The 22,612-nt window shown below is 63.1% G+C and carries 20 protein-coding genes and 1 pseudogene; 5 read left to right on the forward strand and 16 right to left on the reverse strand.

From position 1 onward, the window contains the following. Nucleotides 1–16: 16 nt before the first annotated feature. The 7 genes from CGK93_RS03850 to CGK93_RS03875 form a co-directional block, all read right to left on the reverse strand. Nucleotides 17–1,003 carry a TAXI family TRAP transporter solute-binding subunit gene (locus CGK93_RS03850; protein ID WP_089593682.1) on the reverse strand — a complete coding sequence of 329 codons (987 nt, stop codon included), beginning with the start codon at nt 1,001–1,003 and terminating at the stop codon, nt 17–19. Further along, nucleotides 996–2,411 (reverse strand): sensor histidine kinase, encoded by a 1,416-nt coding sequence (locus tag CGK93_RS03855; RefSeq protein WP_089593683.1) that lies wholly within the window; start codon nt 2,409–2,411, stop codon nt 996–998. Before CGK93_RS03855 ends, CGK93_RS03850 begins: the two co-directional genes overlap by 8 nt. Beyond that, nucleotides 2,408–3,070: a response regulator transcription factor gene (locus tag CGK93_RS03860; RefSeq protein WP_089593684.1), complete on the reverse strand. Its 663-nt coding sequence runs from the start codon at nt 3,068–3,070 to the stop codon at nt 2,408–2,410. Before CGK93_RS03860 ends, CGK93_RS03855 begins: the two co-directional genes overlap by 4 nt. A 158-nt stretch (nt 3,071–3,228) precedes the next feature. Next, nucleotides 3,229–4,626, reverse strand: coding sequence for an MFS transporter (locus CGK93_RS03865; RefSeq protein ID WP_089597164.1), 1,398 nt, complete (start codon nt 4,624–4,626; stop codon nt 3,229–3,231). A gap of 851 nt (nt 4,627–5,477) precedes the next feature. Then, a complete protein-coding gene (locus CGK93_RS23430; protein WP_157731591.1) occupies nt 5,478–5,930 on the reverse strand; it encodes a hypothetical protein in 453 nt (150 codons plus the stop codon). 77 nt (nt 5,931–6,007) lie between these two features. Then, the gene (locus CGK93_RS03870) at nt 6,008–6,922 is read right to left on the reverse strand and encodes a TIGR01777 family oxidoreductase (protein WP_089597166.1); all 915 of its coding nucleotides are present in this window, start codon (nt 6,920–6,922) and stop codon (nt 6,008–6,010) included. Further along, nucleotides 6,919–7,581, reverse strand: coding sequence for a TetR/AcrR family transcriptional regulator (locus tag CGK93_RS03875; protein WP_089593685.1), 663 nt, complete (start codon nt 7,579–7,581; stop codon nt 6,919–6,921). Before CGK93_RS03875 ends, CGK93_RS03870 begins: the two co-directional genes overlap by 4 nt. A gap of 276 nt (nt 7,582–7,857) precedes the next feature. Here CGK93_RS03875 and CGK93_RS03880 point away from each other — a divergent pair, with 276 nt between their 5' ends. Beyond that, nucleotides 7,858–8,568 (forward strand): queuosine precursor transporter, encoded by a 711-nt coding sequence (locus CGK93_RS03880; RefSeq protein WP_089593686.1) that lies wholly within the window; start codon nt 7,858–7,860, stop codon nt 8,566–8,568. Between the two features lie 90 nt (nt 8,569–8,658). On the opposite strand, the gene tgt is transcribed toward CGK93_RS03880, so the two are convergent. The 5 genes and pseudogenes from tgt to CGK93_RS03905 all read right to left on the reverse strand — a co-directional run bounded on the left by tgt (nt 8,659) and on the right by CGK93_RS03905 (nt 13,424). After that, nucleotides 8,659–9,990: a tRNA guanosine(34) transglycosylase Tgt gene (gene tgt / locus CGK93_RS03885; RefSeq protein ID WP_442857014.1), complete on the reverse strand. Its 1,332-nt coding sequence runs from the start codon at nt 9,988–9,990 to the stop codon at nt 8,659–8,661. Between the two features lie 47 nt (nt 9,991–10,037). Continuing rightward, nucleotides 10,038–10,748: an SRPBCC family protein gene (locus CGK93_RS03890; RefSeq protein ID WP_089593687.1), complete on the reverse strand. Its 711-nt coding sequence runs from the start codon at nt 10,746–10,748 to the stop codon at nt 10,038–10,040. Between the two features lie 72 nt (nt 10,749–10,820). Next, a pseudogene (locus CGK93_RS23970) lies at nt 10,821–11,896 on the reverse strand (DUF6707 family protein). Between the two features lie 73 nt (nt 11,897–11,969). Next, nucleotides 11,970–12,509, reverse strand: coding sequence for an NUDIX hydrolase family protein (locus CGK93_RS03900; RefSeq protein ID WP_024819523.1), 540 nt, complete (start codon nt 12,507–12,509; stop codon nt 11,970–11,972). 183 nt (nt 12,510–12,692) lie between these two features. Beyond that, on the reverse strand, nt 12,693–13,424 hold the full coding sequence (locus tag CGK93_RS03905; RefSeq protein ID WP_089593688.1) for a hypothetical protein: 732 nt from the start codon (nt 13,422–13,424) through the stop codon (nt 12,693–12,695). Between the two features lie 85 nt (nt 13,425–13,509). Here CGK93_RS03905 and CGK93_RS03910 point away from each other — a divergent pair, with 85 nt between their 5' ends. Further along, the gene (locus CGK93_RS03910) at nt 13,510–14,115 is read left to right on the forward strand and encodes a YdeI/OmpD-associated family protein (protein ID WP_089593689.1); all 606 of its coding nucleotides are present in this window, start codon (nt 13,510–13,512) and stop codon (nt 14,113–14,115) included. Here CGK93_RS03910 and CGK93_RS03915 read toward each other — a convergent pair. Further along, nucleotides 14,112–15,281 (reverse strand): glycoside hydrolase family 76 protein, encoded by a 1,170-nt coding sequence (locus CGK93_RS03915; protein ID WP_089593690.1) that lies wholly within the window; start codon nt 15,279–15,281, stop codon nt 14,112–14,114. The two genes, CGK93_RS03910 and CGK93_RS03915, sit on opposite strands and share 4 nt — an antisense overlap. An 84-nt stretch (nt 15,282–15,365) precedes the next feature. Here CGK93_RS03915 and CGK93_RS03920 point away from each other — a divergent pair, with 84 nt between their 5' ends. After that, nucleotides 15,366–16,163: an SDR family NAD(P)-dependent oxidoreductase gene (locus tag CGK93_RS03920; protein WP_089593691.1), complete on the forward strand. Its 798-nt coding sequence runs from the start codon at nt 15,366–15,368 to the stop codon at nt 16,161–16,163. 68 nt (nt 16,164–16,231) lie between these two features. Next, nucleotides 16,232–17,476, forward strand: a complete 1,245-nt coding sequence (locus CGK93_RS03925; RefSeq protein ID WP_089597169.1) for an acyl-CoA dehydrogenase family protein — start codon at nt 16,232–16,234, stop codon at nt 17,474–17,476. Between the two features lie 26 nt (nt 17,477–17,502). Here CGK93_RS03925 and CGK93_RS03930 read toward each other — a convergent pair whose 3' ends face one another. The 3 genes from CGK93_RS03930 to CGK93_RS03945 all read right to left on the reverse strand — a co-directional run bounded on the left by CGK93_RS03930 (nt 17,503) and on the right by CGK93_RS03945 (nt 20,842). After that, nucleotides 17,503–18,330 carry a DUF1684 domain-containing protein gene (locus CGK93_RS03930; protein ID WP_089593692.1) on the reverse strand — a complete coding sequence of 276 codons (828 nt, stop codon included), beginning with the start codon at nt 18,328–18,330 and terminating at the stop codon, nt 17,503–17,505. A gap of 230 nt (nt 18,331–18,560) precedes the next feature. Beyond that, nucleotides 18,561–19,970, reverse strand: coding sequence for an Ig-like domain-containing protein (locus tag CGK93_RS23435; RefSeq protein ID WP_157731593.1), 1,410 nt, complete (start codon nt 19,968–19,970; stop codon nt 18,561–18,563). 113 nt (nt 19,971–20,083) lie between these two features. Then, nucleotides 20,084–20,842, reverse strand: a complete 759-nt coding sequence (locus CGK93_RS03945) for a hypothetical protein (protein ID WP_089593694.1) — start codon at nt 20,840–20,842, stop codon at nt 20,084–20,086. A gap of 167 nt (nt 20,843–21,009) precedes the next feature. Here CGK93_RS03945 and CGK93_RS03950 point away from each other — a divergent pair, with 167 nt between their 5' ends. Then, a complete protein-coding gene (locus CGK93_RS03950) occupies nt 21,010–22,575 on the forward strand; it encodes a sigma-70 family RNA polymerase sigma factor (protein ID WP_232481536.1) in 1,566 nt (521 codons plus the stop codon). Nucleotides 22,576–22,612 lie beyond the last annotated feature (37 nt).

Below are 22,612 nucleotides of genomic sequence, written 5' to 3' on the forward strand. Positions count from 1 at the left end.
TGACTCCTAAACGGGGCTAGCCGTGCAGCGCCCGGTAAGCGGCCTGTGCCGCCGGATGCAACGGGATGCCGGCAGTATTGATCAGTGTTTCAGGGCTGAGGAACTGCACGCCCGTGCTGGATTTCGGCACCAGATCCTGAGCTTGTTCCACCAGGAGTTCCACGGTTTGCCGGACAACGTGATCGGCCAGATCCCTGCGGCACAGGAGCAGGTTGGCTACGCCCACGGTCCAGACGGCGGGTGCGTTCCCGTAGCTGTTCGCGGGGATGAGGACGCGGTCGTAGAAGAAGCCCGATTGGGCCCGGGTCGCCGGGATGAACTCTGAGATGTCGAGGAGACGCACGCCTGTTTCCTGCGCTGCCGCAGCGATGGGCGCCGTCGGGACACCGCCGGACTGGATCATCACGTCAAGGGAACCCTCCCGCAAGGCGGCCAGGGCTTGGTTCAAACCAAAGTTGGCTTGCTTCAGTGCCCGTTCCGGCCCGGCCGTTTCAGGAGACAGCCCGGCGGCAGCAATGATGCGCCCGGCCGTGAGGGTGGTTCCCGAGCCCACCTCACCCACGCCCGCGGTCTTCCCGGCGAGGTCAGCGAAGGTTCGGATTCCGCTGTCTTCCCGAACGATGCAGTGGACGTAGTTCTGGTACACCTTTCCCAAGGCCACCAACTGGTTTTCACCCCGTCCGGGAGCTGCCTGGGCAGCTGCGTCGGCCAGCGCGACGGCGAGCGTCGCCTCGCCGGATAAGACCCGTTGAATGTTCTCGAGGCTTCCGCCGGTGGTCTGCGCGACCGCCCTTTCGGCTACTCCTTCCCGCTGCAGCAAGTCGGCGAGCAGCATGGCGAACTCAAGGTAGAACCCGCCCGACTCACCGCCGGCAACGGTGAGTTCCTGGAGGCGTTCTTCTGTGGTGCAGCCTGCTGTCGAAGCGAGCAGACTGCCGCCCATGCCCAGCGCTACGGCTGTTTGGAGGACACTTCGCCGGGAGACTATGAGGGGTTCAGGCATGCGTGTCGTCCTCCGGTTTCGCAAACTCGAGACGGGCCGTCAGGCCATGGGGCTCCCGCGCTTCCAGGACCAGCCGCGCCCCGTTCGCCTCCGCCAGCCGCTCCACGATGGTCATGCCCAGGCCGTTTCCGGGGATCTTGCTGTGCTGCGGCGCCCGCCAGAACCTGGTGGTGGACGCGGCGAGCTGTTCGGCCGGCAGGCCCGGGCCGTCGTCGGAAATCACGACGGCGGTGCCTCCTTGGGTGGGTTTGCTCGCAACGGTGATGCGGGCGCCCGGGGCGTACTTGATGGCGTTGGCGAGGAGTTCGCCCACCATGTGCGCGAGGTCGTCGGGGTCGCAGACGATCTGGTCTTCGGACGCAGGGCTCTCCAAGGTGAGCTCTGATCCGGCACGGTGAGCGGCCGGCGTCGCCCGTTCAACCTCGCCTTGCAGAATTGGGTACGGGTCGATGACGGCCAACCGTTGCTGTTCCGGTGTATTTTCAGCCCGGGCAGACCCCTCAAAGGCGCGGTGTTCCGCCGTCGCGAGCTTCAGCACGCCGTCGAGCATGTCTTCCACCCGCTCAAGTTCCGCCACCACGCCGGCCGCCGCTTCCTTTTCGTGCGCCGAACGCAAGGCGAGCTGCAACAAGTCGATCCTCAGCCGCAGCGCCCCTACGGGGTTGCGCAGTTGGTGCGAGGTATCGGCGATGAGCCGGCGTTGTGACTCCATGCTCTCGGTCACCGTATCCGCCATGGCCGTGAAGGATCGGCTCAGTTCCCGGAGCTCAGGCGGGCCAGCTTCGGGGAGGTGGCCGGTTTTGCCCGTGGCTTCGAGCTCGTGGACTGCCTTGCTGAGCCGATGGACTGGGCGCAAAACCCACCCTGTGATGCGCGATGCCGCTACGAGCAGCAGCACGCCCAGCGCCACCGCGGCAAGTACGACGACGAGCCACCGCTCCCGTAGCTTCTGCCGGGCTGCGTCGAGGTCGACTTCAAGGACCACCTCTCCGAGTACTTGGCTGGCTGTGCCGAAGGACCTGGAGATGAAGTCGTTGCCGGTACCGAAAGCGCGGATGGGGTTCAGAGTGGTGTCGCTGAGGTTGAGGCTTGCCCGGTTGAGGGCGTCCTGGACCTCTGAATGGTCTTCGCTGAGCCCGCCGGAGTGGAGGGTTTCCTGCTGGAGCCGGATCAGGATTCCCTCGCCATAAAGCTCGGAATAGCGGTCCATCTCCCGCTGAAGTTGGGTTGTGTTGTTGTCCTCCGCGGCGTCACTGGCCAGTTGCGCGAAGCGGTTGAGGGCTGCGACGCGGTTGATCTGCAGCTCCTGGGTGAGTTCCCGGCTGGCCGAGGTCAGGATCACGCTGGATACCGTCACCACAATGATCACCATCAGCAGGCTCAGGATGCCGAGGACGCGGACTTTCACGGTTGCTCTACGCGGTAGCCGACGCCCCGGACGTTGATGATGAATCCGGGAAGTTGGAGCTTGGATCTGAGGCCTGTCAGGTGCACGTCCAAGGACCGGGAGTGGGCCAGGAAAGCATCTCCCCAGAGTGCGTCCAGGATCTGTTCCCGGGTGACCACGGAGCCTGCATTCCTGGACAAGAGGCTGAGGAGGTCGAACTCGGTTGCGGTGAGGGCGAGGTGCCTTTGGCCCACGGATGCCACGCGACGGTGGAGGTCCACTTCCAGCTCTCCGAGGACTATGGTGTGCGGGGTTTCCTGGCCTGAGCGATTGGTGCGCCTGGTGACTGCTTCGATTCTGGCGAGCAGCTCCACGAGCTTCACGGGCTTGACCAGGTAGTCATCCGCCCCGGATCGAAGACCCAGCACCACGCTGCGCTCGTCGTCGCGTGCTGTCAGGATCAGGATGGGAATCTGGGTTACTTGGCGGAGTTTCCGCAGGACGTCCAAGCCATCCAGGTCCGGGAGGCCGAGGTCCAGCAGGATCACTTCGTGCTGCCGGTGGGCGAGCAGTGCATCCTCGCCACGGGATACCCGGGTGTGCTTGTGGCCGGCTGAGGCGACGGCAGCGCTCAAGGCTGACGCCATGGCGTCGTCATCCTCGACGATGAGCACGTGCACTGTCAGGGTCCTTTGTCTTGCTGGGCTGGTTTACTGCGGGCTGGTTCGCTGGATTGTTTACGGGTCTGGTCCGCTACTAGAGCTTAACGTTGTGAGGCCCGCTCTGCGCCCTTCGGAGTATCCAAAGTGCGCAGAACGGGCCTCACAAGGCCGCCAGGTCAGGCGTTGACGAGGTCCTTCTTGTCGTCGTCGTCCTTCGCAGTGCCCTTGGCCACAAAAGCGTTGCCTTGCTCGGCATCCAGGTGCGTGGCCTTCTTGTTCTTCAACGCGAAGATGTACACCAGCAGCGAGATGAAAATGGCTGCCGTGACGTAGGTGAAGAACAAGTCCACCTGATCCGACTTCTGCAGCGCTGCGCCAATCAGCGGAACGGTGCCGCCGAACAGCGAGTTGGCGATCGCGTAACCGAGCCCGACGCCGAGCGCGCGGATGGAAGCCGGGAACAGTTCGGCCTTCACCAGCGCGTTGATTGACGTGTAGCCGCCAACCATCAGCAGGCCGCCGAGCATCAGCAGGAACGCCATGAACGGATCCTTGGTGCCGGAAAGGGTGGAGAGCAGTGGCCACGTGAAGAGCACACCGGTCACGCCGAACCAGATCAGCAAGGGCTTGCGTCCAACCTTGTCCGAGATCAGGCCGTACACCGGCTGCAGCAGCATGAAGATGAACAGAGCCCAGAAGTTGATGACGGAGGTATCTGTCTTCGCGATGCCGGACGTATCGTTCATGAACTTCAGGATGAAGTTGGTGTACGTGTAGAACGCCACGGTACCGCCCAGGGTGATGCCGATGCAGATAAGCAGCGGCTTCCAGTGCTTGGTGAACAGCAGCTTCATGGTGCCAGGCTGGGCTTCACCCTCTACCTTGACGTGGGCGGCGCGGAGCTGATCGGCCGAAAGGGTTTCTTCCATGGAACGGCGGAGCCAGAGAACAACCAGGGCAGCGACACCACCAATGGCAAACGGAATACGCCAGCCCCACGCGGTCAGGTCTTCTTTGCTCATGGTGTTCTGCAGGATCACGAGCACCAAGAGGGCAAGCATCTGCCCGCCAATAAGCGTCACGTACTGGAAGCTGGAGAAGAAACCGCGGCGCTTGGCCGTCGCTGCCTCGGACATGTACGTGGCGCTGGTGCCGTATTCGCCACCGACAGAGAAGCCCTGCACGACGCGGATGAACACCAGCAGGATCAGGGCCCAGAGGCCGATCACGTCTTGCGTTGGCAGGATCGCGATGGCGAAGGAACCGGCCGACATCATGGTCACGCTCAGCGTCAGCGCGGCTTTGCGGCCCTTGCGGTCGGCATAGCGGCCGAAGAACCAACTGCCGATGGGACGCATGAGGAACGACGTCGAGAAGACAGCCATCGCCTCAAGGCCTGCCTGCAGGTCGTCCGAGGAGTTGAAGAAGTGCGACTGGAAATACGCCGCGAAAACCGTATAAACGTAGAGGTCGAACCACTCCACGAGGTTGCCCGCGGAGCCCTTGAGGATGTTGCTCACGGCCTTACGTGTCTGGGCGGCTTCGCTCAGAGGTGCAGCTTGTTGGGTGCTCATCAATGAACCTTCCTGGACGGCGCCTGATACGGCAGCCGTGTCTTGCATGAGTTCGTTCTGTCCATGAAGCGGGTGCTCATGGCGTCCTTGCGCATGGCTCTTCGTCGACTAAGAAAGGCCCTCCGGGGTGAAGAGGACATGTTCCAAGCTATGGGTGATGCACGGCACAGCCATAGCTGGCAGGGCATTTCCTAACACTTCCTTAGGTTTCGGCCGGTACCGCTGGTATCACGGGTGCCAGGTGAGGTTCGACGGCGGTCGGGACCGGAGGGCGGTTGGGACCGGACGGCGGGGCCAAGCGTAAGCTGTCGCGTCCGGACGCACGCTCTCTCACTTCCCGCGGGTTTCCGGCGGACGCTCTCTCACTTCCCTCGGGTTTGAGCGTGTCGCTCTCTCACTTCCCTCGGGTTTCCGGCGGACGCTCTTTCACTACCCTCGGGTTTGAGCGTGTCGCTCTCTCACTTCCCTCGGGTTTCCGGCGGACGCTCTTTCACTTCCCTCGGGTTTGGCTGGCATTGGTCTTGGGCGTGACCCAAGTCTTCGATGAGTCATGGGCAAACTCCATGGTGAGCGAGCCCGCGTGGCCGAGACCGGGAGCAGACTTTTAGCGAAGAAAAGATGATGGCCTATCCTGATGCTTGGATGCCCATAAGGCGCAGAATGTCACGTGCGCTACGGCGATTCCCACAGTCAGTCCCTTGCCGCCGGGCACCACCCGGCCCTTGGATCCGTATCACCAGCCTCCAGACGGGCTCCGCGTCGCCAACGAGTGCTCCTCCTCGTCAGTCCATGGTGCCTGGCTCACGGTTTTTCCATCTGGATAGTGAAGGAGCGTCCGGCTGAAGAGGCCATCATGTGAGAGAGGGATTGTCGTTGATTCGTACCAGTTTCCAGATGGCTATGCGACCAACGCCGGCTGCGACGGCTATGGACAGTGAGAACAGAAGTGGACCAGTCGGGGAGAGTCCGCCAAACGGCGCACACATGAGCAAAGCCCCGGTGAAAAAAGCGGCAATGTGAAGCCACTGATTCCGGACTCGACGCAGGGCAAAACCGAGAAGTGACCCCACGGCGGCACCAATGACCCAGACCGGGAGCAGACTGTAAACGAAGAAAATGATGGCCCATCCTGGTGCTTGGATGCCCCATAAGGCGCAGAATGTCAGGTGCGCCACGGCGATTCCCACAGCCAGTCCCTTGCCGCCGAGCACCACCCGGTCCTTGGGTCCGTATCGCCAGCCTCCCGACGGGCTCCGCGTCGCCAGCGCGAATTCCTCCTTGTCTGACCAGGGTTCCTGACTCATGAATACCTCCGGGGGATGTGAGAGACGGTTCGCCTGAAGGGGCGGGGATGTGAGAGACGGTTCGCTTGAAGGTGCGGTTATGTGAGAGAGGGTTTGGGGTGCGCGTTGGCGATCTCGTTGAGCGCACCGGCGAGTGAGGGGTATTCAAAAACGAACCCCGCGTCGAGCAGTTTCCGTGGCTCAACCCAGCGGCTCTTGAGGACCAGCTCGGTCTGGGTCCGAATGAGCACGGCACCGGCCTCGAGCAGCCAAGCGGGTGTCGGGACGCCGAAAGGGAGACCCAGGCTTTGACGAACCAGGGACATCAGGTCGCGGTTGTCCACGGGGTAGGGCGAGGCCGCGTTCACCGGCCCGGTCAGCTCACCATGAGTGTGGACAAACACCACACAGCGGAACAAATCCTCCACATGGATCCAGCTGAACTTCTGCGTGCCCGGACCCATATGCCCGCCCAATCCGAGCCGGGCGAGGTTCCTGAGCGGGCTCATGACGCCACCGGCCCCCAGGACAATCGCAATGCGCAGAGCCACCTTTCGCGTGCCGGGAACAATGGCCGCTGCCAACTCGTCTTCCCACGCACGGGCCACGTCCACGGAGAACCCGCTGCCCAATTCACCCGAGACCTCGGACTGCGGGTGGTCTTCTGCGTGCCGGTAAATGGTGCCCGTACTGGAGTTGACCCACGTCCGGGGTGGTTCGGCACACGCCGCCACGGCGCCGCCAAGAATGCGCGTGGTCACCACCCGGGAGTCCAGAATCTCCCGGCGATGCCGCTCGTCATAACGGCAATTCACGGAGCGTCCGGCGAGGTTCACCAGCAGTTCGGCGCCGTCCAGCGCTTTGGTGATGGCGCCGTCGTCGTGCCACTGCGCGTCAGCCGAAGCGTCCCGCCCAACGGTCCGGACCTGCCATCCTTCAGCAACAAACCGTTGCCGGAAGTAGCTGCCTATGAAGCCGCTAGCGCCGGCGATCACCACGGTCCGCGCCATTATGAATCCTCCTTGACGTTCCGGACGAGTCCCAGGACGTCGTCGAACACCTTGCTGACACCCGGAATCTTCGCCAGTGACAGGCCGCGCGCCACCAGCGGGGCAGCGCCGTCGATCAGCTTGCGTGTGCGGCGTTGGCCCTCGGAGCGGTCGTAAACCCAGAACAGCGCGACGCCCATGTACGCCAGCCACAGCAGTTCGGGCAGATCGCCGCGCAGCTTCTTCGCGACGGCGGGGGAGGAACCCTCGACGGCGGAGCGGAAGATCGCGAGCGAAGCCTCCCGTGCGGCGGTGGACGCCTCGCCGAACGGATTGACGGGCGACGACGGCCGGATCGCCGTCGCGATGAAGTCGGAACCGAACTGGTGGTACGGCGCCATGACGTCGATGCCGGTGTGCAGCACTGCCTTCAGGCGGCCTGCGAGATCTTGGACTCCTTCCAAGGCCTGCGCCGCGACCACGGCGTGTTCATCCTGCACCTGAACGTAAAGCTCCTGGACGAGCTCGTCCTTGGACGCGAAGTAGTAGTAGGCGTTGCCGACGGAGACCCCGGCCTCCTGGGCAATGGCTCGCATGGTGGTCTTTTCAAAGCCGACCTCGCGGAACATTTTCAGTGCGACATCGGCCACTAATTGGCGGGTCTGCTCACTCTTTGCTGCCATGTTGCCGCTCCCTGAGAGATGTTTTGAACGTGTTCAAGTTTGAGTATGACATATTTCTGAACGTGTTCAAAAGGGATGTGAGCGAGCGTTTGGTGCAAGCGCGCGGGATGTGAGCGAGCGTAGGGTTCAAGCCCGCGGGATGTGAGTGAGCGTTGGGGTGAAGGAGTGGGAGAATGGAACCGGTGCCGGGCCATATGCCCCACCAACCACAGTGCTAATACAGCGGGGCGCCCTGAACGAAGGAGCCTGCGCGAACCACTACGAAATGGATGACCCATGCCCTCGCCCTCAGGCTCCAGTACCTTGAGCAAGCCCGCCCCACGCTTTGCTTCAATAGGCTCCCCGTATTTCGGCATCATGCTGGCCATCATGGCCGTGGTGCTGATCCTGTCCAACATCGGCGCTTCCAAGGGCGTCGCGCTCGGGCCAATCCTGACTGACGGCGGGTTCTTCCTGTTCCCCATCGCCTACATCCTGGGCGACGTGATGAGCGAGGTGTACGGCTTCAAGGTGGCGCGCAAGGCCATCATCACCTCGTTTGCCCTCTCGGTCTTTGCCTCTCTTTGCTACTGGATCATCATCGTGCTGCCCGGTTTCAATGACGAGTACAGCATCGGCAAGCAAGCAGCCCTCGAAGGCGCCCTCGGACCCGTGCCGCTGATCGTCCTTGGATCGCTCCTTGCCTTCCTTGCCGGACAGACCATCAACTCCTGGATCCTGGTGAAGATGAAGGCCCGCACCGGCGAGAAGTCCCTGTGGGCACGCCTGATGGGCTCGTCCGTGGTGGGCGAATTCGTGGACACACTGATCTTCTGCAGCATCGCCGCATCGGTCATCGGCATCACGGACTTCGGCTCGTTCCTGAACTACGCCCTGGTTGGCTTCGTCTACAAGACGGCCGTGGAGTTCCTGTTCGTCCCGGTTACTGTGCTGGTTGTCGGGTGGATCAAGAAGCGCGAGCCAAGCTATGGGGTAACGGCAGCCTAGGCTCGGGCCGAGTTCGCCGGAACCGTGTGAGTTCGCCGGAAGTTTCCGCACGCCCACGCACGCTTCCGGCGATCTCGACGCGAGAAGCAACTAGGAGTAGTACCGGCCGAGGGTCTCCGCCTTGAACTCAAAGAAGTCTCCGGATTCGATGGCCAAGCGGGCGTCGTCCACCATCTTCACCACGAAGCGCTCGTTGTGGATGGAGATGAGCGTTGCCGAGAGCATTTCCTTGGCCTTGAACAGGTGGTGGATGTACGCGCGCGAGTAGTTCACGCACGTGTAGCAGTCGCAGCCGTCCTGCAACGGCCCGAAATCGGTTTTATAGCGGGCCCCGGACAGGTTGAACCGGCCGAACGGTGTGTAGAACGCCGAATTTCGGGCCACGCGGGTGGGGGAGACGCAATCGAACGTGTCGGCGCCGTTCTCGATTGCCGTGAAGATGTCGTCCGGCTCGGAGATGCCCAGGAGGTGCCGCGGCTTGTTCTCGGGCAATTCCTCGTTGCACCAGCGCACAATCGTGCCCAGGTTTTCCTTCTCCAGCGCCCCGCCGATCCCATACCCATCAAAGGGCATGGCACCGAGATCCTGGCACGCCTTGCGCCGCAGGTCCTCATACTGCGCACCCTGGATCACGCCGAACAAGGCTTGATAGGGCTTGCCCACGCGGGAAGAGGTCAACGACGCGTGTTCCTCCAAACACCGTAGCGCCCACAGCCGGGTTCGCTCCAGCGACTCCTCCTGGTACGCCCGCGAGTTCTGCAGCGTGGTGAGCTCGTCGAAGGCGAACATGATGTCCGCGCCGATCTGGTGCTGGACCTGCATGGAGATCTCAGGGGAGAAGCGGTGCCGGTCCCCGTTGAGGTGCGATTTGAACCAGACGCCGTCATCATCAATGTGCGCCAGCCGTTCCTTGCCCGGTGCTACGGCGTCGTCGGGTCCGGACGAGTCGACGTTCTTCATGTCGATCACCTTCTTGAACCCAGAGCCCAGGCTCATCACCTGGAATCCACCGGAGTCGGTGAAGGTCGGCCCCGACCAGTTCATGAACGCGCCCAGCCCGCCGGCGGCATCCAGGATCTCCGGACCCGGCTGCAGGTAGAGGTGGTACGCGTTGGCCAGCACAGCCTGCGCACCGAGGTCGGCGATGGACTCGGGCAGCACGGCCTTCACTGTTGCTTTGGTCCCCACGGCGATGAACGCGGGCGTCTGGATAGTTCCGTGCGGTGTGGTGATGGTTCCGGTGCGGCCCAGGAAAGCGCCGCCGTTGGCATCCACTTGGGCGTCCGACGGCGAGCACGTTTCAGTCAGGCGCTGGCCCACCGAAAAGGAGAACTCGGACTGCCGGGCGGACAACCCTGGCAAGTCAGGCTGGCCGGGAGTAGAGGAAGACACAGACGCAGAAGCAGAAACGGAAGCTGGCACGCTACCAAGTGTGCCAGCTTTGCAGCGGATAACCTGCGGAACGGGCCCTACGACCCGTAGCTCTCAGCCTTCCAGTTGTCCCACGATGAGCGGATGTCTGCCAAGGTGTGGGCCCCCAGATCGTAGGTGGAGGCAATCACCATGGAGCCGCCGTCGGGCCTTTTCTCCGGAATTGGCAGCTGCTCCGCGACGATCAGGAGCCCGTCCCCGTGCTCTGCGTAGCTGTGGACGGTGAGCCCCACTTGGTGCCGGCTCTTGAACCAAACCTTTCCGGAGATCTTCTCGCCTGTGGAAAGCGTGAGCGAGTACTCCTCCCCAACGGGCGGCAAATCCCCGAGTCCCAGCTTTTCAATCGCCGGTCCGCCCTTGCCCGGAAGCGAAATGAAGTGCGTCCTGCGGTGCCCATGCGGGTGCCGTTCCAAGGCGAAGCGCAGTTGATGCAGGAACGTGAGCCAACCCTGGGTGATGTCTTCGTCCCATTCAGCCCACTCGGAATCGTGGTCGAGGGCCGCCCGGGTGACCCGCACTTCCGTCCCGCCAGAGACGGGGTGGAGCTCAAAGACATCGCCGCCGTTGACGGTCAGGCTGGTGTGATCGGGCCCCTCCACAACATCGGTGTTGAAGTAGATCTGTTTGATTTCGTCGGAGAGATCGTCGGCTTCCCAGCCGTGCCATTGGGCCACCAGCGACGGTTCACGCAGCATTGTCCAAACCTGCTGCGCGTCGGCATTAATCACAACGCTCAGATTGTTCGTCATGGCCCCGAATCTACCGCCGTTCGCGCCCGCATAACAGGTCTTGAAATACCCAGAAGCGGCGCGTCCGGAAATTTATGCCCGCACTGCTTCGAGTTCGTTGCTGATCCGCCGGGCCAACTCGTCTTCGCCGATGGTCTTGGAGCCGCCGTGGGCGCGCAGGAACATAAGCGCTTCAAGTCGGAGGAACCGCCAATCGCGTTCGGCCTCGTGGTTGCCGTTGTCGATCGCGCGGAAGATTTCCTTGTCGTACAGGTTGGGTTCGTTGAGCGAGCGCTGCCGGACCCGGGCGTTAATCCGGGCCTTGAACGGGTCTTCTTCCTGGGACTCGGGTGCCCGCAGCAGTTTCTCGTAAACCGCAGCACGATCACTTTGTCCGGCTTCGCGGCAGATGAAACTGGACAATGCCAGCGCCCGCTCAATGGACGCCCAGCGGTCCAGGTTGCCGTCAAAGGGCAGCACGTTGAGCAGGTCCGCAACGGCCAGGGCATGGTCCGGATCGCGCAGCACAATGCAGAGGTCGAACGCCAGGTTGCTGAGATCCCGGAGGCAGCTGCCTGATTTGGTGTTGATGCCCTTCGTCAGGCGATCCGCCAGGACCTGGACGCCGTTCTTGCCCTTGTGGTTGGCCGCGGCTGCGCTCACCACGGCCTCCGGGGTGCCATCCGGTTCGGGGATCAGGGCCAACTCTTCGGCGCTGGGGCTGGTGTACGTGGGTGGCGTTTCCGGGCGGGGAGGAACGACGACGGCGGACTCGGGGGAGGCGTCGGGGCCTCCTTCTGCGGAGGTGCTGGAGTCCGGGGTGCTGGAGTCGGGGGTGCTGGAGTCGGCTGCACCAGAGCCCGGAATGCTGGAATCCGGCGTAGTGGACTCGGGGTGCCCGCGCCCGCCGTCCCGGCGTCGCTGTCCGCATCCACGCCTGCACCAACTGCGTCCCCCACAGGGACACTGGACCCGACAGTGATCCGCACCGTGCCGCCGTCGACCATGGTCACCAGCAGCAACGCGGCAACGCCGTAATCGTCGTTCTGCACCTCGATGCCGGCGATTTCAGCGGCTGGCCCGTCGCCGGGTGGATAGACAAAATCTCCGGGCCGCAGGTCCCCAGCCTGCTTCTCTCTGTACTGCTGTGTGGCTGGGCTGTGAGTCATCGGAAGTCCTTTGGTTCTCTTGGGGTCCGCCGTCCAGTCTACAAAGGGCGGCTGGTGCAGGTGCGGGGACCCGCTAGAGAACGATGCCCGAAAAAGCCAGCGCCTGGCGCACGAGGTTCCCGCGTCCGCCGTCGAATTCCTGCTGGACGTTCTCGCTGAGCACCTCTTGCGGCGTCATCCAGGTGAGTTCCAGTGCGTCCTGGCGTGGTTCGCATTCGCCGGTCACCGGGATGACGTAGGCCAGCGAGACCGCATGCTGGCGGTCATCCGTAAAGCCGGTTTGGGAGGGGGCCGGGAAGTATTCGGCCACGGTGAAGGGGACCGGGCTGATGGGGAGCTGCGGGAAAGCCAAGGGACCGAGGTCCTTCTCCATGTGACGCAGGAGAGCTGCGCGGATGGTCTCGCGGTAGAGGACGCGGCCGGAGACGAGGTAGCGGACCATGTTGCCGTCGGCGTCGCCCTGCAGGAGCGTGCCAACCTCATTCACATACCCAAGCGGATCCAGCCTGACCGGAACAGCCTCCACGTAGACCATGGGAAGTCGGCCGCGGGCTTCGAAGAGGTCTTCATCTGAAAGCCAGCCTGGATACGGGTCGGGTGTACGTACGCTCATGGTTAAGTTCTACCCCATCCCCAGCCGAACTTCCTTGGAGGCGTTCCGGTGGCTGCGAGGTTACGCTCTCGGCGGTATTGGACGGCTGGAATCGACTCGTGTGGCTTCCCGGATGTTATGTGGGCGAGGATTTTCTCCTACGGATGCGATCAACCGGCGCTTCCGCAGGGCAGCTGCCAAGGACTAGCTGCTTGGGCTCGCCGGCGCCTGCTGCGATGGTGATTGTTCGATCACGATCGACGCCGGCGCTGCGCCGCCCGCAGCATCCGGGTTGGCGACGTACAGCACGTCCTCGCTGATCCTGGCTTCGATTTTCGCTTCGGTGAGCCGGTGCAACAACGGCTCCAGGCCGCCGTCGTACTCGAAGGAGAGATCACCGTTGGCGCTGTCCGCGCCGTGGATCGCCCGCAGGATGCCGCCATTTTTGGTTGTGAACGTGGCTGATTCGTCGTCCTCCGTGCGCGGCCGGGCGCCGATGTTCCGCAGATCGTTGGCCGCAAGGCCCACGAAGGGACTGATCCAGTTGCCCACTACGGCCAGCGCTGGGTCGGCCTCCGTGGACGTGGCCCAGGTGCCATCCGCTGCCCTCGTGGCAGGGAACGCGAAGAACTCAAAACCGTCCTCGGCAGAGATCCGCACGGTGGGTCCGTCCTGGGTTTCGTTCCACTCTGCCTGGGTGCCGTCTTCTTCGGTGCGGCGCGCAAATTCCGCCAGGTTGCCCACCTCCACACCGAAGATCGTGGAGCCGTCCAATGGATGGCCGTGCTCCACGAAGCCCACCGCGAGGCGACCCGAACCGGCGTCGAACTCCCACCAGCCGTCGTCGTCCACGGTCTTCACCAGCCCCAGCGCTTGGAGGAGCGTGGACCACTGATCGGGCCGGGACGTGTAGTGGGTGGGGCGGGCTCGCAGCATTGGTCCTCCTGGGCTGGGTAGTCACTTCCCAGCCTATGCCGCGTGGCCTTGCCTGGTGCGGCCCGTTTCACAGCAGAATAGGCTCATGCCCATTGAGCTTCCGGAACTCCTTCTCAAAGACGGCGCCGCGTGGCGCGACTGGCTCTCGGCGCACGCTGCCGAGAGCCCGGGGGTGTGGTTGATCCTGCACAAGAAAGGCGGCACGGTCACGGAGCTGGACTACGACGCCGCCCTGGATGAAGCACTGTGCTTCGGCTGGATCGACGGTCAAGCGAAGAGCCGCGACGACGAAAGCTACATGCAGCGCATGACGCCGCGGGGCCGCAAAAGCATCTGGTCAGCCCGGAACGTGGGCCACATTGCCCGGCTGGAATCCGAAGGCAGGATGACCGATGCCGGACGTGCCGCCGTCGAAGCCGCCAAGGCTGATGGCCGCTGGGAAGCTGCCTATGCAGGTCCCGCGGACTCCGTGGTCCCTGACGATCTGGCTGCCGCGATCGCCGCGGTGCCGGAAGCGCAGGCGATGTTCGAGGTCCTGACCTCCCAAAACCGCTTCGCGTTGATCCACCGCACCAACGGGGTGAAACGTGCAGAGACCCGGGCCCGCAAGATTGCCGGGTTCGTGGAAATGCTCGCCCGGCACGAAACGCCGTATCCGCAGAAGAAGCGCCCGGCTGCCAGCGGCGGTTAGAGCGTGGCGGCAGCTTCCAGCGTCATCCAGGCTTGAAGTTGCGTGGACAGTTCGACGGCGGCACCCACCGGATACGTCTCGGCCGCCGGCCGCAGGGGATTGGGGGAGAATATGAGCGCCGGGGCTTCGGTGGGGGCTTTTGAGCGCCCTGGTTCCGGCGCCTCACGGCGCGTCAGCCAGAACGCCCCGGCCGTAGCGTGCACCAAGGCCCGGGCAGTGTCCCGAGTCGTTGCGGGTAGCCGTTGGTCCCGCGCGGCGAGTGCGAGGTAGCGGACCAGGATGCCGGTGAAAAGTCCGCCGTCGCCGGTGCCGTCACCATGGATGACACGTGTTCCGGGGACCGTCAGTTCGCGGGACACCGACTCAACCAGCCGCGCAGCACGGTCCAGGTTCTCCTGGCCACCAAGTTCCAGCAAGGCACCAAGGATGGGACCTTGGTTGTAGGTGTAGACGGCCTCCTCGAGGACGGTCTCGCCATTGCGGATGCGAAGTCCATCCAAGTAGACACCCCTTTGCGGGTCGAAGAGCCTGCTGTTGAGCCACGTCACCAGCGACTGCGCCCGTTCCCTGTGCCCAGTCCGCGCAAAGTAGAGCGCTACGGGAGCTGTGGCAGGAGTGTTCTTGAAGTCCCGCTGGGTGCTCCAAAACGTTCCGCCGCCCAGATCGTCTGTGGAGGCCGAGTGGAACTGCAGGGTCAGCTTCTTGCGGACGTAAGCATTGCGCCGACGACCCGGTTTCCTGGTTTCCTCCGCCAGCTTCTCCAGCCGGTGCGTAGCGAGGGCGAGCCACGCCATGTCGTCGTAGAAGTGGTTCTCGAACCTCAGGAGGTTCCGCAACCGGATGGTGGTGACCAGCCGCGAAGCGAGCCTGCCCGCACTGGGGCGGGAGACGCCGTCGAACTTTGTTGTAGTGGCCAGCTCACGGCGGCCGGCGTCCACCAGGCAATCGACATAGTGCGCCTGCCACCAGTAATGCCAGGGACCAAAGAAGCTGCGGAGAGTGGTGGCGGGAAGGCTGACCGCCCCGATGTGCGTGCCGGGAAGGAAAAGCAGGCGCCGGCCGAAGGTCCGCGTCACAGATCGGGCGGCCTGGTTGGCGCGCAGTGCCCACTCGTTCGGGTCTGTGAGGGGGAGCGGCTGGTCGGCAGCGAAAGCGTCGGCGGGCATGGCCCCAGCCTACCGAGGGTGCGCCGGATCACAATTCCAGTTAACATGCATTAACGGATTTTGGGTCTGCATCAAGGAGGATGAATGGACATCAAGGGCACGGTCGCGCTGATTACCGGTGGGGCATCAGGGCTGGGGGCCGCTACCGCACGGCGGTTGTTCGAGGCCGGAGCGTCGGTGGTCCTGGTGGACCTGCCGCAGTCGGCAGGGGATACGTACGCCGCAGAACTGAACACCTTGGGTGCAGGTTCTGGTCCGAGGGCTGTTTTTGTCCCCGCGGACGTCACCAATGAAACGCAGGTTCAGGCCGCCGTCGACGCTGCAACCGCCCTTGGCCCGCTGCGGATCGTCGTTAACTGCGCCGGCATTGCCACGCCCGGCAAGGTGCTGGGACGCGACGGCGTGCTGCCCCTGGAAACGTTCAACAAAGTTATCCAAATCAACCTCGTGGGAACCTTCAACGTGATCCGGCTCGCCGCCGCGGCCATGGTGGAAACGGAACCGGTTTCCACCGAACTGGGCGGACCCGAGCGCGGCGTCATCATCAACACCGCATCCGTGGCAGCGTTCGAAGGCCAGATCGGACAGCCTGCTTATGCTGCCTCGAAGGGTGCCGTGGCGGCCATGACCCTGCCCTTGGCACGCGAGCTCGCACGTTCTCTGATCAGGGTGGCCACCATTGCGCCCGGCATCTTTGAAACACCCATGATGGCCGGTCTTCCGCAAGCGGCACAGGACTCCCTGGGCCAGCAGGTCCCGCATCCAGCGCGGCTGGGCCGTGCGGCCGAATACGCACAATTGGCCGCGCACATCGTGGAGAACGCCATGCTGAACGGTGAAACCATCCGGCTGGACGGCGCCATCCGCATGGGAATCAAATGATGGGCGACTACAGCGGCGGCGCGGATTCCCCAACTCCCGGGGCGGTGCCTGCCGGCTCCGCGGGCGCAATGGCTTCCTCGGTGGCGGGGCTGCCCACCGCGGTGGCGGGGCTGCCCACCGCGGACTTCTTCGACTTCGAGTCACTGCTCAGCGTCCAGGAACAGCGGAAACTTAACGAACTCCGGGCCTTCCTTGCCTCGGAAATCGCCCCTTACGCCGGGCAGTGGTGGGAAAAGGCCGAGTTCCCGGAACACATCCTGCCCAAGCTCGCGGCGCTGCGGCTCAGTGCACCGGCCCAGCGGGGGTACACGCACCTGTTCGCCGGCCTGGTGATCGCCGAGATGACCCGGGTGGATACCTCGATCGCCACGTTCTTCATGGTCCATCATGATCTCTTCGTTGAGTCGCTGTACGACTTCGGGAGCGACTCACAACAGGACCGTTACCTCGACGACGCCTCCAACCTGCGCACTACCGGCGCCTTCGCGCTCACCGAGCCGAACCATGGGTCCGATGTAGCCGGTGGCATGGAGACTACAGCGCGCAGGGTCCAGCGGGCAGCTTCCGACGGCGGTGACTACTGGGTGGTCAACGGCGCCAAACGCTGGATTGGCAACGGGACGTTCTGCGACTACATGCTGGTGTGGGCCAAAGACGAAGCCGGCGGAGCCATCCGCGCGTTCATCGTTGACGCTTCCCTGCCTGGCATCACCCGCAGCCGCATTGAAAACAAGATCGCGCTGCGGACGGTGCAGAACGCCGACATCCGGTTCGTGGACGTAGAAGTCGCCGAATCGGATCGCTTCGCCGGGATCAGCAGCTTCTCAGACACCAACCATCTCCTGCGGGGCTCCCGGATCATGGTTGCCTGGCAAGCTGTAGGCCAGCAACTGGCGGCGTTCGACGTTGCCCGGCAGTACGCCGTCGAGCGCATGCAGTTTGGAAAGCCGCTCGCCAAATTCCAACTCATCCAGCAGCACCTTGTGGACATGCTGGGAAACGCGGTAGCCAGCATGGGAATGATGGTGAGGATCGCCCAGCTGCAGGAAGACATCTCCACGGATGCGCAAGGCGTTCGCCACGGCGGCGCCGACATGGCCCAGGTGGCCCTCGCCAAGGCCTACTGCAGCGCCCGGATGCGGGAGACAGTGGCTCTGGGCCGGTCAATTCTCGGCGGAAACGGAATTGTCACCGACTACCGGATCGCCAAAATCTTCGCCGACGCTGAAGCCATTTACACCTATGAGGGCTCCTACGAGATCAATTCGTTGATCGTTGGCCGCGCAGTGACGGGGGTTTCAGCAATCACCTAGTCCGGGTGGGCTTGGCGGTCCGTCATTTAGTCTCGGGGGAGTTTCTCGCCGGCTTCCACCCGTACATCGATCGAATTGCCCCGCACCGGCATGGGGCATGTGCCGTACGGGGTGAAGGCGCTGGGGTAGTTGATGCTGCGGTTGAAGTCGATCACAACGGACCCGTCCGGGCGGGGGCGAGGAATGAAGACTTTTCGCCACTCGTCCGTGGTAGCGCCGTTGGTCTCATCGTGGAAGGTCACGTTGAGGGCGCCCAGTTTCTCTTCCTCCGCGTGGAGCCGGATTTCATGGGGGACGCCCTGTACCCGGAAAACGACTTCTCCCACTGAGCGATGAACCCCGTCCACCAAAGGATTGGCTGTTCCGATGGGAACATCACGAGGCTCCTCGTACGCTTCGAAATGTCCTTGGATGACCCACTCGGGGTTGTAGTCGTAGCTGGGAACGCCGTTGAACTCCGTGAGAACGGGAGAACTGTTGTCCCGGGTGCGGATGGCGTACTTGTCCGCACGCATGGCAAGTTCCACCACCACTTGTTTACCGTCGACGCCACCGTACTGGACCCACATCAGTGACTCTTCATCCTGCAGGACTGCGCTGACTGTCCCTTCCACGGGCTCGCCGGTCTGGACGAACGTGAGGCCGTCCGCTGCGCTCGCCGAAAGAAAAGCGGTAGAACCGTCAGTTGACCACAGACCGGGGGCGAGTTCGACCTCGGCCGGGTCCGACTCCAGCCACTGGAACGAGGTCAGGGTCAGCCAGCCGTGCTCGGTTGCCAGCGCCGAATGTCGGCCCGCGCGAAACCGCTCCCAACGGGCCAGCTGGGCATCGGTTGCTGTGGTGGGCGAGCTCATGTGTCTCCTCGGCTTGTCTTCGCGTCACGTGGCGTGATTGCACTCTCCTCAACTATGCGCCGGGCGTGGGCATTCCCTGAACTCGAGTCGACGCCGGGGGCGCAGCTGGATTGGACCGGCTCGCGCTGGCCCCCAACCCATGCCAGCGCGAGCCGAGATTGAAGAACCGGCTGATGGGCCGGACATCATGTGCCCCGCCCATCAGTCGATCCGGCCCTCCGCGGGCCTTGTTAGTGCGACCTGCGGCCGGACCAGCGTGATCCCGCGAAGGCGAGCAACGATCCGACGGCCAGGAGCGCGGCCGCTATGAAGACGAATGCAGCACCCTGCGTTCCCGTGTTTGCCAGCGGCTCCTTAGGCTCCTCTGCAGCAGGCTCCGACGGGTTCTCCGTAGGCGCAACAACCAGCAGGGGGTCTGTGGTCACGACAATCGGCTCATCCGTTTCAGTGGGCATGGATGTGGCCGTGGGAGTGGTGGTGCTTGGGTTTGGTGTGGGTGTTGCCGTTGCCGACGGCGTTGCTGTCTGCGTTGGTGTTGCCGTGGGGGTGGAGGTGCTTGGGCTACGTGTGGGTGTTGCCGACGGCGTTGCGGTCGCCGTCTGCGTTGGTGTTGCCGTGGGGGTGGCGGTGCTTGGGCTTGGTGTGGGTGTTGCCGACGGAGTTGCGGTCGGCATGGGCGTGCCGTTGCCAGTGCCACTTCCGCTGCTCCGGCGGGTTAGGGCCGCCACAGGTGTTTCCTGCCCCGAGATTGTGACAGTTCCGCTGTTCTCGTAGACGTCCAATGCAGCATCAGTCACCTGGGTCACAACGTAGAGCTCCACATGAAGGCCTTCGGGAAGGCCAGTCCAGCTCGCCGTGAGTTTCTGCGGAGTGCAGTCGAGGGTTGCAGGGTACTGCTCGTTTGCATAAGGCTCGGTGATGTTCCCGTCGTCGTTCAACACGCGTCCAACGCGGGGTGTGACCCGGCTGCAGTCGATCTCCATGCCAGCAGCCGGAGTATCGGTAACCACCACATCGTTGGTCTTCGCAGCCATCGGAGGCATGTAGAAGATCGATTCAAGGACAGTCTGGGCGGGGTCAACCCACCACATGGCCTTGCCTGCTTCTGTCGGGAGGGACGGACCGCACTCCGATGTGCAGGGCTGAACAACCACTGGGACGCGCAGCACTGTGGAGCCGACATTGAAGCTTAGTTGTTCAACTTCGCTGTCACCGGGATCAACCGAGTATTGGGTGCTGAAGGAACACGTTCCGCCGACATTGAGGGGCTGGTCTGCCACAAAGTCCGTCAGCGTGAATACCACCAGACCTGAGTCGTTCGCCATTGCGGTGGCCACTGTTTCGCCGTCAGGATTTTGCAGATCGAATTTTGTGACTCCAAACCACCGCAGTTGCGGGGGCAGCTGGATGCTGAAGGTGTCACCTGGCCGGGAGTTGTCCGGCACGGACCATTCACACGTCAAATCCACTTGGTCCCACTGACTGGAAACTACTGATTCCGTCCTCAAGGTGACTTCCGCGTCCGTCAGCTCTGCAGCGTTGGCGGGCAAAGCAGACATGCCCAGCCCCAGGACGGCCATGACAACCGCCAGAAGGGCGGCCACCAATGACGCGGTTTTTAGATGGATCTGATTTTTCATGTGCTGGATGGTCCTTAGAATCCGTGGTGAGATGCTCCGTCAATAGATGAGTGTTGGGCCATGCTGGTTCGTGACGGCGTCATTCGGGAGCCGGCCTATTTTGTTTCGCAGGATCATTCCTGAGCTGCTGTTGCCGTTGCGGCGGCCACCGCTGCACCAGCGGAAGACAACGGGTAGAACCGCAGCCGAGCTGGGCCCAGGGCGCCATCCCCCAAAGCTTCCAGTGCGGCTTTGCACTCGACCAGCCGGCACAGGTTGCTTTCACTGAAAGGGAACAGCACATGCACGGCGGAGTTTTGGTACATGGCCATCGCGCCGGTGCCATGCAGTTGCCCTTTGACGGCTTCTCCCAACCGGGCCAACAGGGTCCAGCAATGGCTCCGGCTGTCTCGAGGCCCGGCGATGGAGATGATGGCCATGGCATGCGCGCCCGGGCAATCGGGCCCGGTCCCCAGTGAGGAGACTTCATGGATCCGCCGCTGGAAGTGTGCTTGCGTAGCCAGTCCCGTGTAGACATCCGTGCACGAGATCGGCGGCGCCGTTTCCGCAACCTCGGCCCAGCCTTCCGCTACGGACTGCAGGGCATCGACGTCCAGGGTCTTCTCCGCGGCTGAAAAGAGTGCCCGGAAATCCGTCATGGTCTCACCGATGCCCACGCCATTCCTGGCCCGCGCGGCGCCGAGCGATTTTGCTGCAGGTGCCGGAACGGATGCGCTGGCCGCCAGTGAGGTGACGACGGTCCGGACTTCGGGCAGGAACCAGTCAGCATGGAAGCGCCAGCCGGTCTGGTAACTGGTGGTCTGCCATCTACGCAGCAAAAGGTGCCGCGAGAACGTGCACTCTGCGAATGATTTTGTCCGGAACGATGTCATATCCGAAGAGTGTGCGGAGAAGCCGTTTCGTGACGAAGCGGACGGCAAAAATCGTTGCTAAAGACAGTGTATAAACCGCGTCACGTCTGGCCGCCTACCCCCACTCAATAGATATGGGCAGGATTATTTACGGGTTGGGGGTGCCTTAGATGGCACGAAGGTCACAAGTGGACAGTCAAGTGGACGTCGACGTCGATAGCGACGGACACCTCATTGGGATGGTCCGTGCCGGCGAGATGTCCGCATTCGACGGGCTCTACGAGCGCCACGTTTCCATCGCCTCTGCCGTAGCCAAGCGCAACGTGGACAATCCGAGCGATGCCGAGGACGTTGTTGCTGAGGCGTTCCAGTCCGTGCTGCAAAGCCTGGTGGCAGGGAAAGGGCCGGATACCTTCTTCCGGGCGTACTTGTTGTCCACGGTAACCCGGCTGTCCCACCAACGGAATCGAAAAGCCGGCAAGGTCCTGCCAAGCAGTGACGAATCTGTCCTGGACCAAACTCTGGCAGATTCCGATACAGCAGTCAGCGCCTTCGAGTCACAAACCGTGGCCAAAGCATTCCGTGCCCTGCCGGAACGTTGGCAGGCTGTGCTGTGGTACCTGGACGTTGAGCGCATGAAGCCGGCGGCCGTCGCTCCCATTCTTGGGCTGTCCGCCAACGCGGTTTCTGCACTGGCGCTCCGGGCACGTGAGGGGCTCAGGCGGCATTACCTTCAATTCCATATCGCAGACCAGCCTGATGACGGGTGTGCCGCGTTCGTCACGAAACTAGGTAACTACCTCCGGGGCGGACTTTCCAGTGCAACGGAGCGCAAAGTTCGCGAGCATCTGAACGGCTGCTCCAAATGCACGGCAGCCCTTGCAGAACTGAAGGATGTCGAGAACAGCATGAGGGGGGTACTTCTTCCGCTGGTGACGGGTATCCCAGTGGCTGCGTGGGCGGCAAAAGGGGGTGGGCTGGGAATTCTTGGCGGGATGGCGCCGGCAAAAGCGGTGATGGTCGTTCCGACCCTTGCGAAACCCGTCGTGATGGCTGTCATTGCAGCGGCAGGCGTGGGGCTGGTCTTGGGAGCAGTGGGAATAGTGGACCAACTGACCCCTGACGCTTACATGGAAGAGCGCGCCGTCGAAACCGGCGCCCCTCCGTTGGACAAGGGCCCAGCGCTGGTTACACCTTCAGCGTCCCGAACCGATACACCGGACCCTGCCCCGTCGGTCTTGGTCCAGCCGGCGCCGGTGGAGACCACCCCTTCGGTGTCAGTGCCGGAGCCGTCAACGGAGCCCGTGCCGCCACCAGTTCCGGAGCCGGATCCCGTTCCGGTTCCGACGCCCACTCCCACCACGCCTGCACCAGTTCCCTCTACGGTGCCCTCGCAATCTGGACGGGCACAGGTCTCCGGTACTGCCAAGCGCACCTCTGAGGGCTACTTCCGCGGCACTGCCATGGAAGTCGACTTCAGTGCCTCAGGCACCCGGCCCTTGGGCGCAGGTACGGCGGTGTTTGCGGTGGGCAGGGATTCACGGATCGTGGAGAGCTCCATCGAGGCACCAGAAGGATGGTCGTGTTCCATGGCGGGTGGCACTGAAGTTACGTGCAACACGGATTCAGTCCGGCGCAGCGATCTGCACTTCCATGTGACTGTGCAATCCAAGCGCCATAAGACCGACGGCGTACTGAGGTACTCACTGAGCGGGAGCGGCCTGGTCACGGGAGAGTTTGAGTACCGCTATTAAACGGATTCATAGGCAGCGTCACGAATCTCCTTCCCTG

Origin of the sequence: Arthrobacter sp. YN, assembly GCF_002224285.1 — a bacterium.
Lineage (GTDB): Bacteria > Actinomycetota > Actinomycetes > Actinomycetales > Micrococcaceae > Arthrobacter.

Coding starts and splice junctions, on each gene's coding strand:
- CGK93_RS03945 (WP_089593694.1), bottom strand. CDS start 20,842: ATGACATCGTTCCGGACAAAATCATTCGCAGAGTGCACGTTCTCGCGG.
- CGK93_RS23435 (WP_157731593.1), bottom strand. CDS start 19,970: ATGAAAAATCAGATCCATCTAAAAACCGCGTCATTGGTGGCCGCCCTT.
- CGK93_RS03905 (WP_089593688.1), bottom strand. CDS start 13,424: ATGCTGCGAGCCCGCCCCACCCACTACACGTCCCGGCCCGATCAGTGG.
- CGK93_RS03910 (WP_089593689.1), top strand. CDS start 13,510: ATGCCCATTGAGCTTCCGGAACTCCTTCTCAAAGACGGCGCCGCGTGG.
- CGK93_RS03925 (WP_089597169.1), top strand. CDS start 16,232: ATGGCTTCCTCGGTGGCGGGGCTGCCCACCGCGGTGGCGGGGCTGCCC.
- CGK93_RS03880 (WP_089593686.1), top strand. CDS start 7,858: ATGCCCTCGCCCTCAGGCTCCAGTACCTTGAGCAAGCCCGCCCCACGC.
- CGK93_RS03900 (WP_024819523.1), bottom strand. CDS start 12,509: ATGAGCGTACGTACACCCGACCCGTATCCAGGCTGGCTTTCAGATGAA.
- CGK93_RS03865 (WP_089597164.1), bottom strand. CDS start 4,626: ATGAGCACCCAACAAGCTGCACCTCTGAGCGAAGCCGCCCAGACACGT.
- CGK93_RS03920 (WP_089593691.1), top strand. CDS start 15,366: ATGGACATCAAGGGCACGGTCGCGCTGATTACCGGTGGGGCATCAGGG.
- CGK93_RS03850 (WP_089593682.1), bottom strand. CDS start 1,003: ATGCCTGAACCCCTCATAGTCTCCCGGCGAAGTGTCCTCCAAACAGCC.
- CGK93_RS03875 (WP_089593685.1), bottom strand. CDS start 7,581: ATGGCAGCAAAGAGTGAGCAGACCCGCCAATTAGTGGCCGATGTCGCA.
- CGK93_RS03915 (WP_089593690.1), bottom strand. CDS start 15,281: ATGCCCGCCGACGCTTTCGCTGCCGACCAGCCGCTCCCCCTCACAGAC.
- CGK93_RS23430 (WP_157731591.1), bottom strand. CDS start 5,930: ATGAGTCAGGAACCCTGGTCAGACAAGGAGGAATTCGCGCTGGCGACG.
- CGK93_RS03890 (WP_089593687.1), bottom strand. CDS start 10,748: ATGACGAACAATCTGAGCGTTGTGATTAATGCCGACGCGCAGCAGGTT.
- CGK93_RS03930 (WP_089593692.1), bottom strand. CDS start 18,330: ATGAGCTCGCCCACCACAGCAACCGATGCCCAGCTGGCCCGTTGGGAG.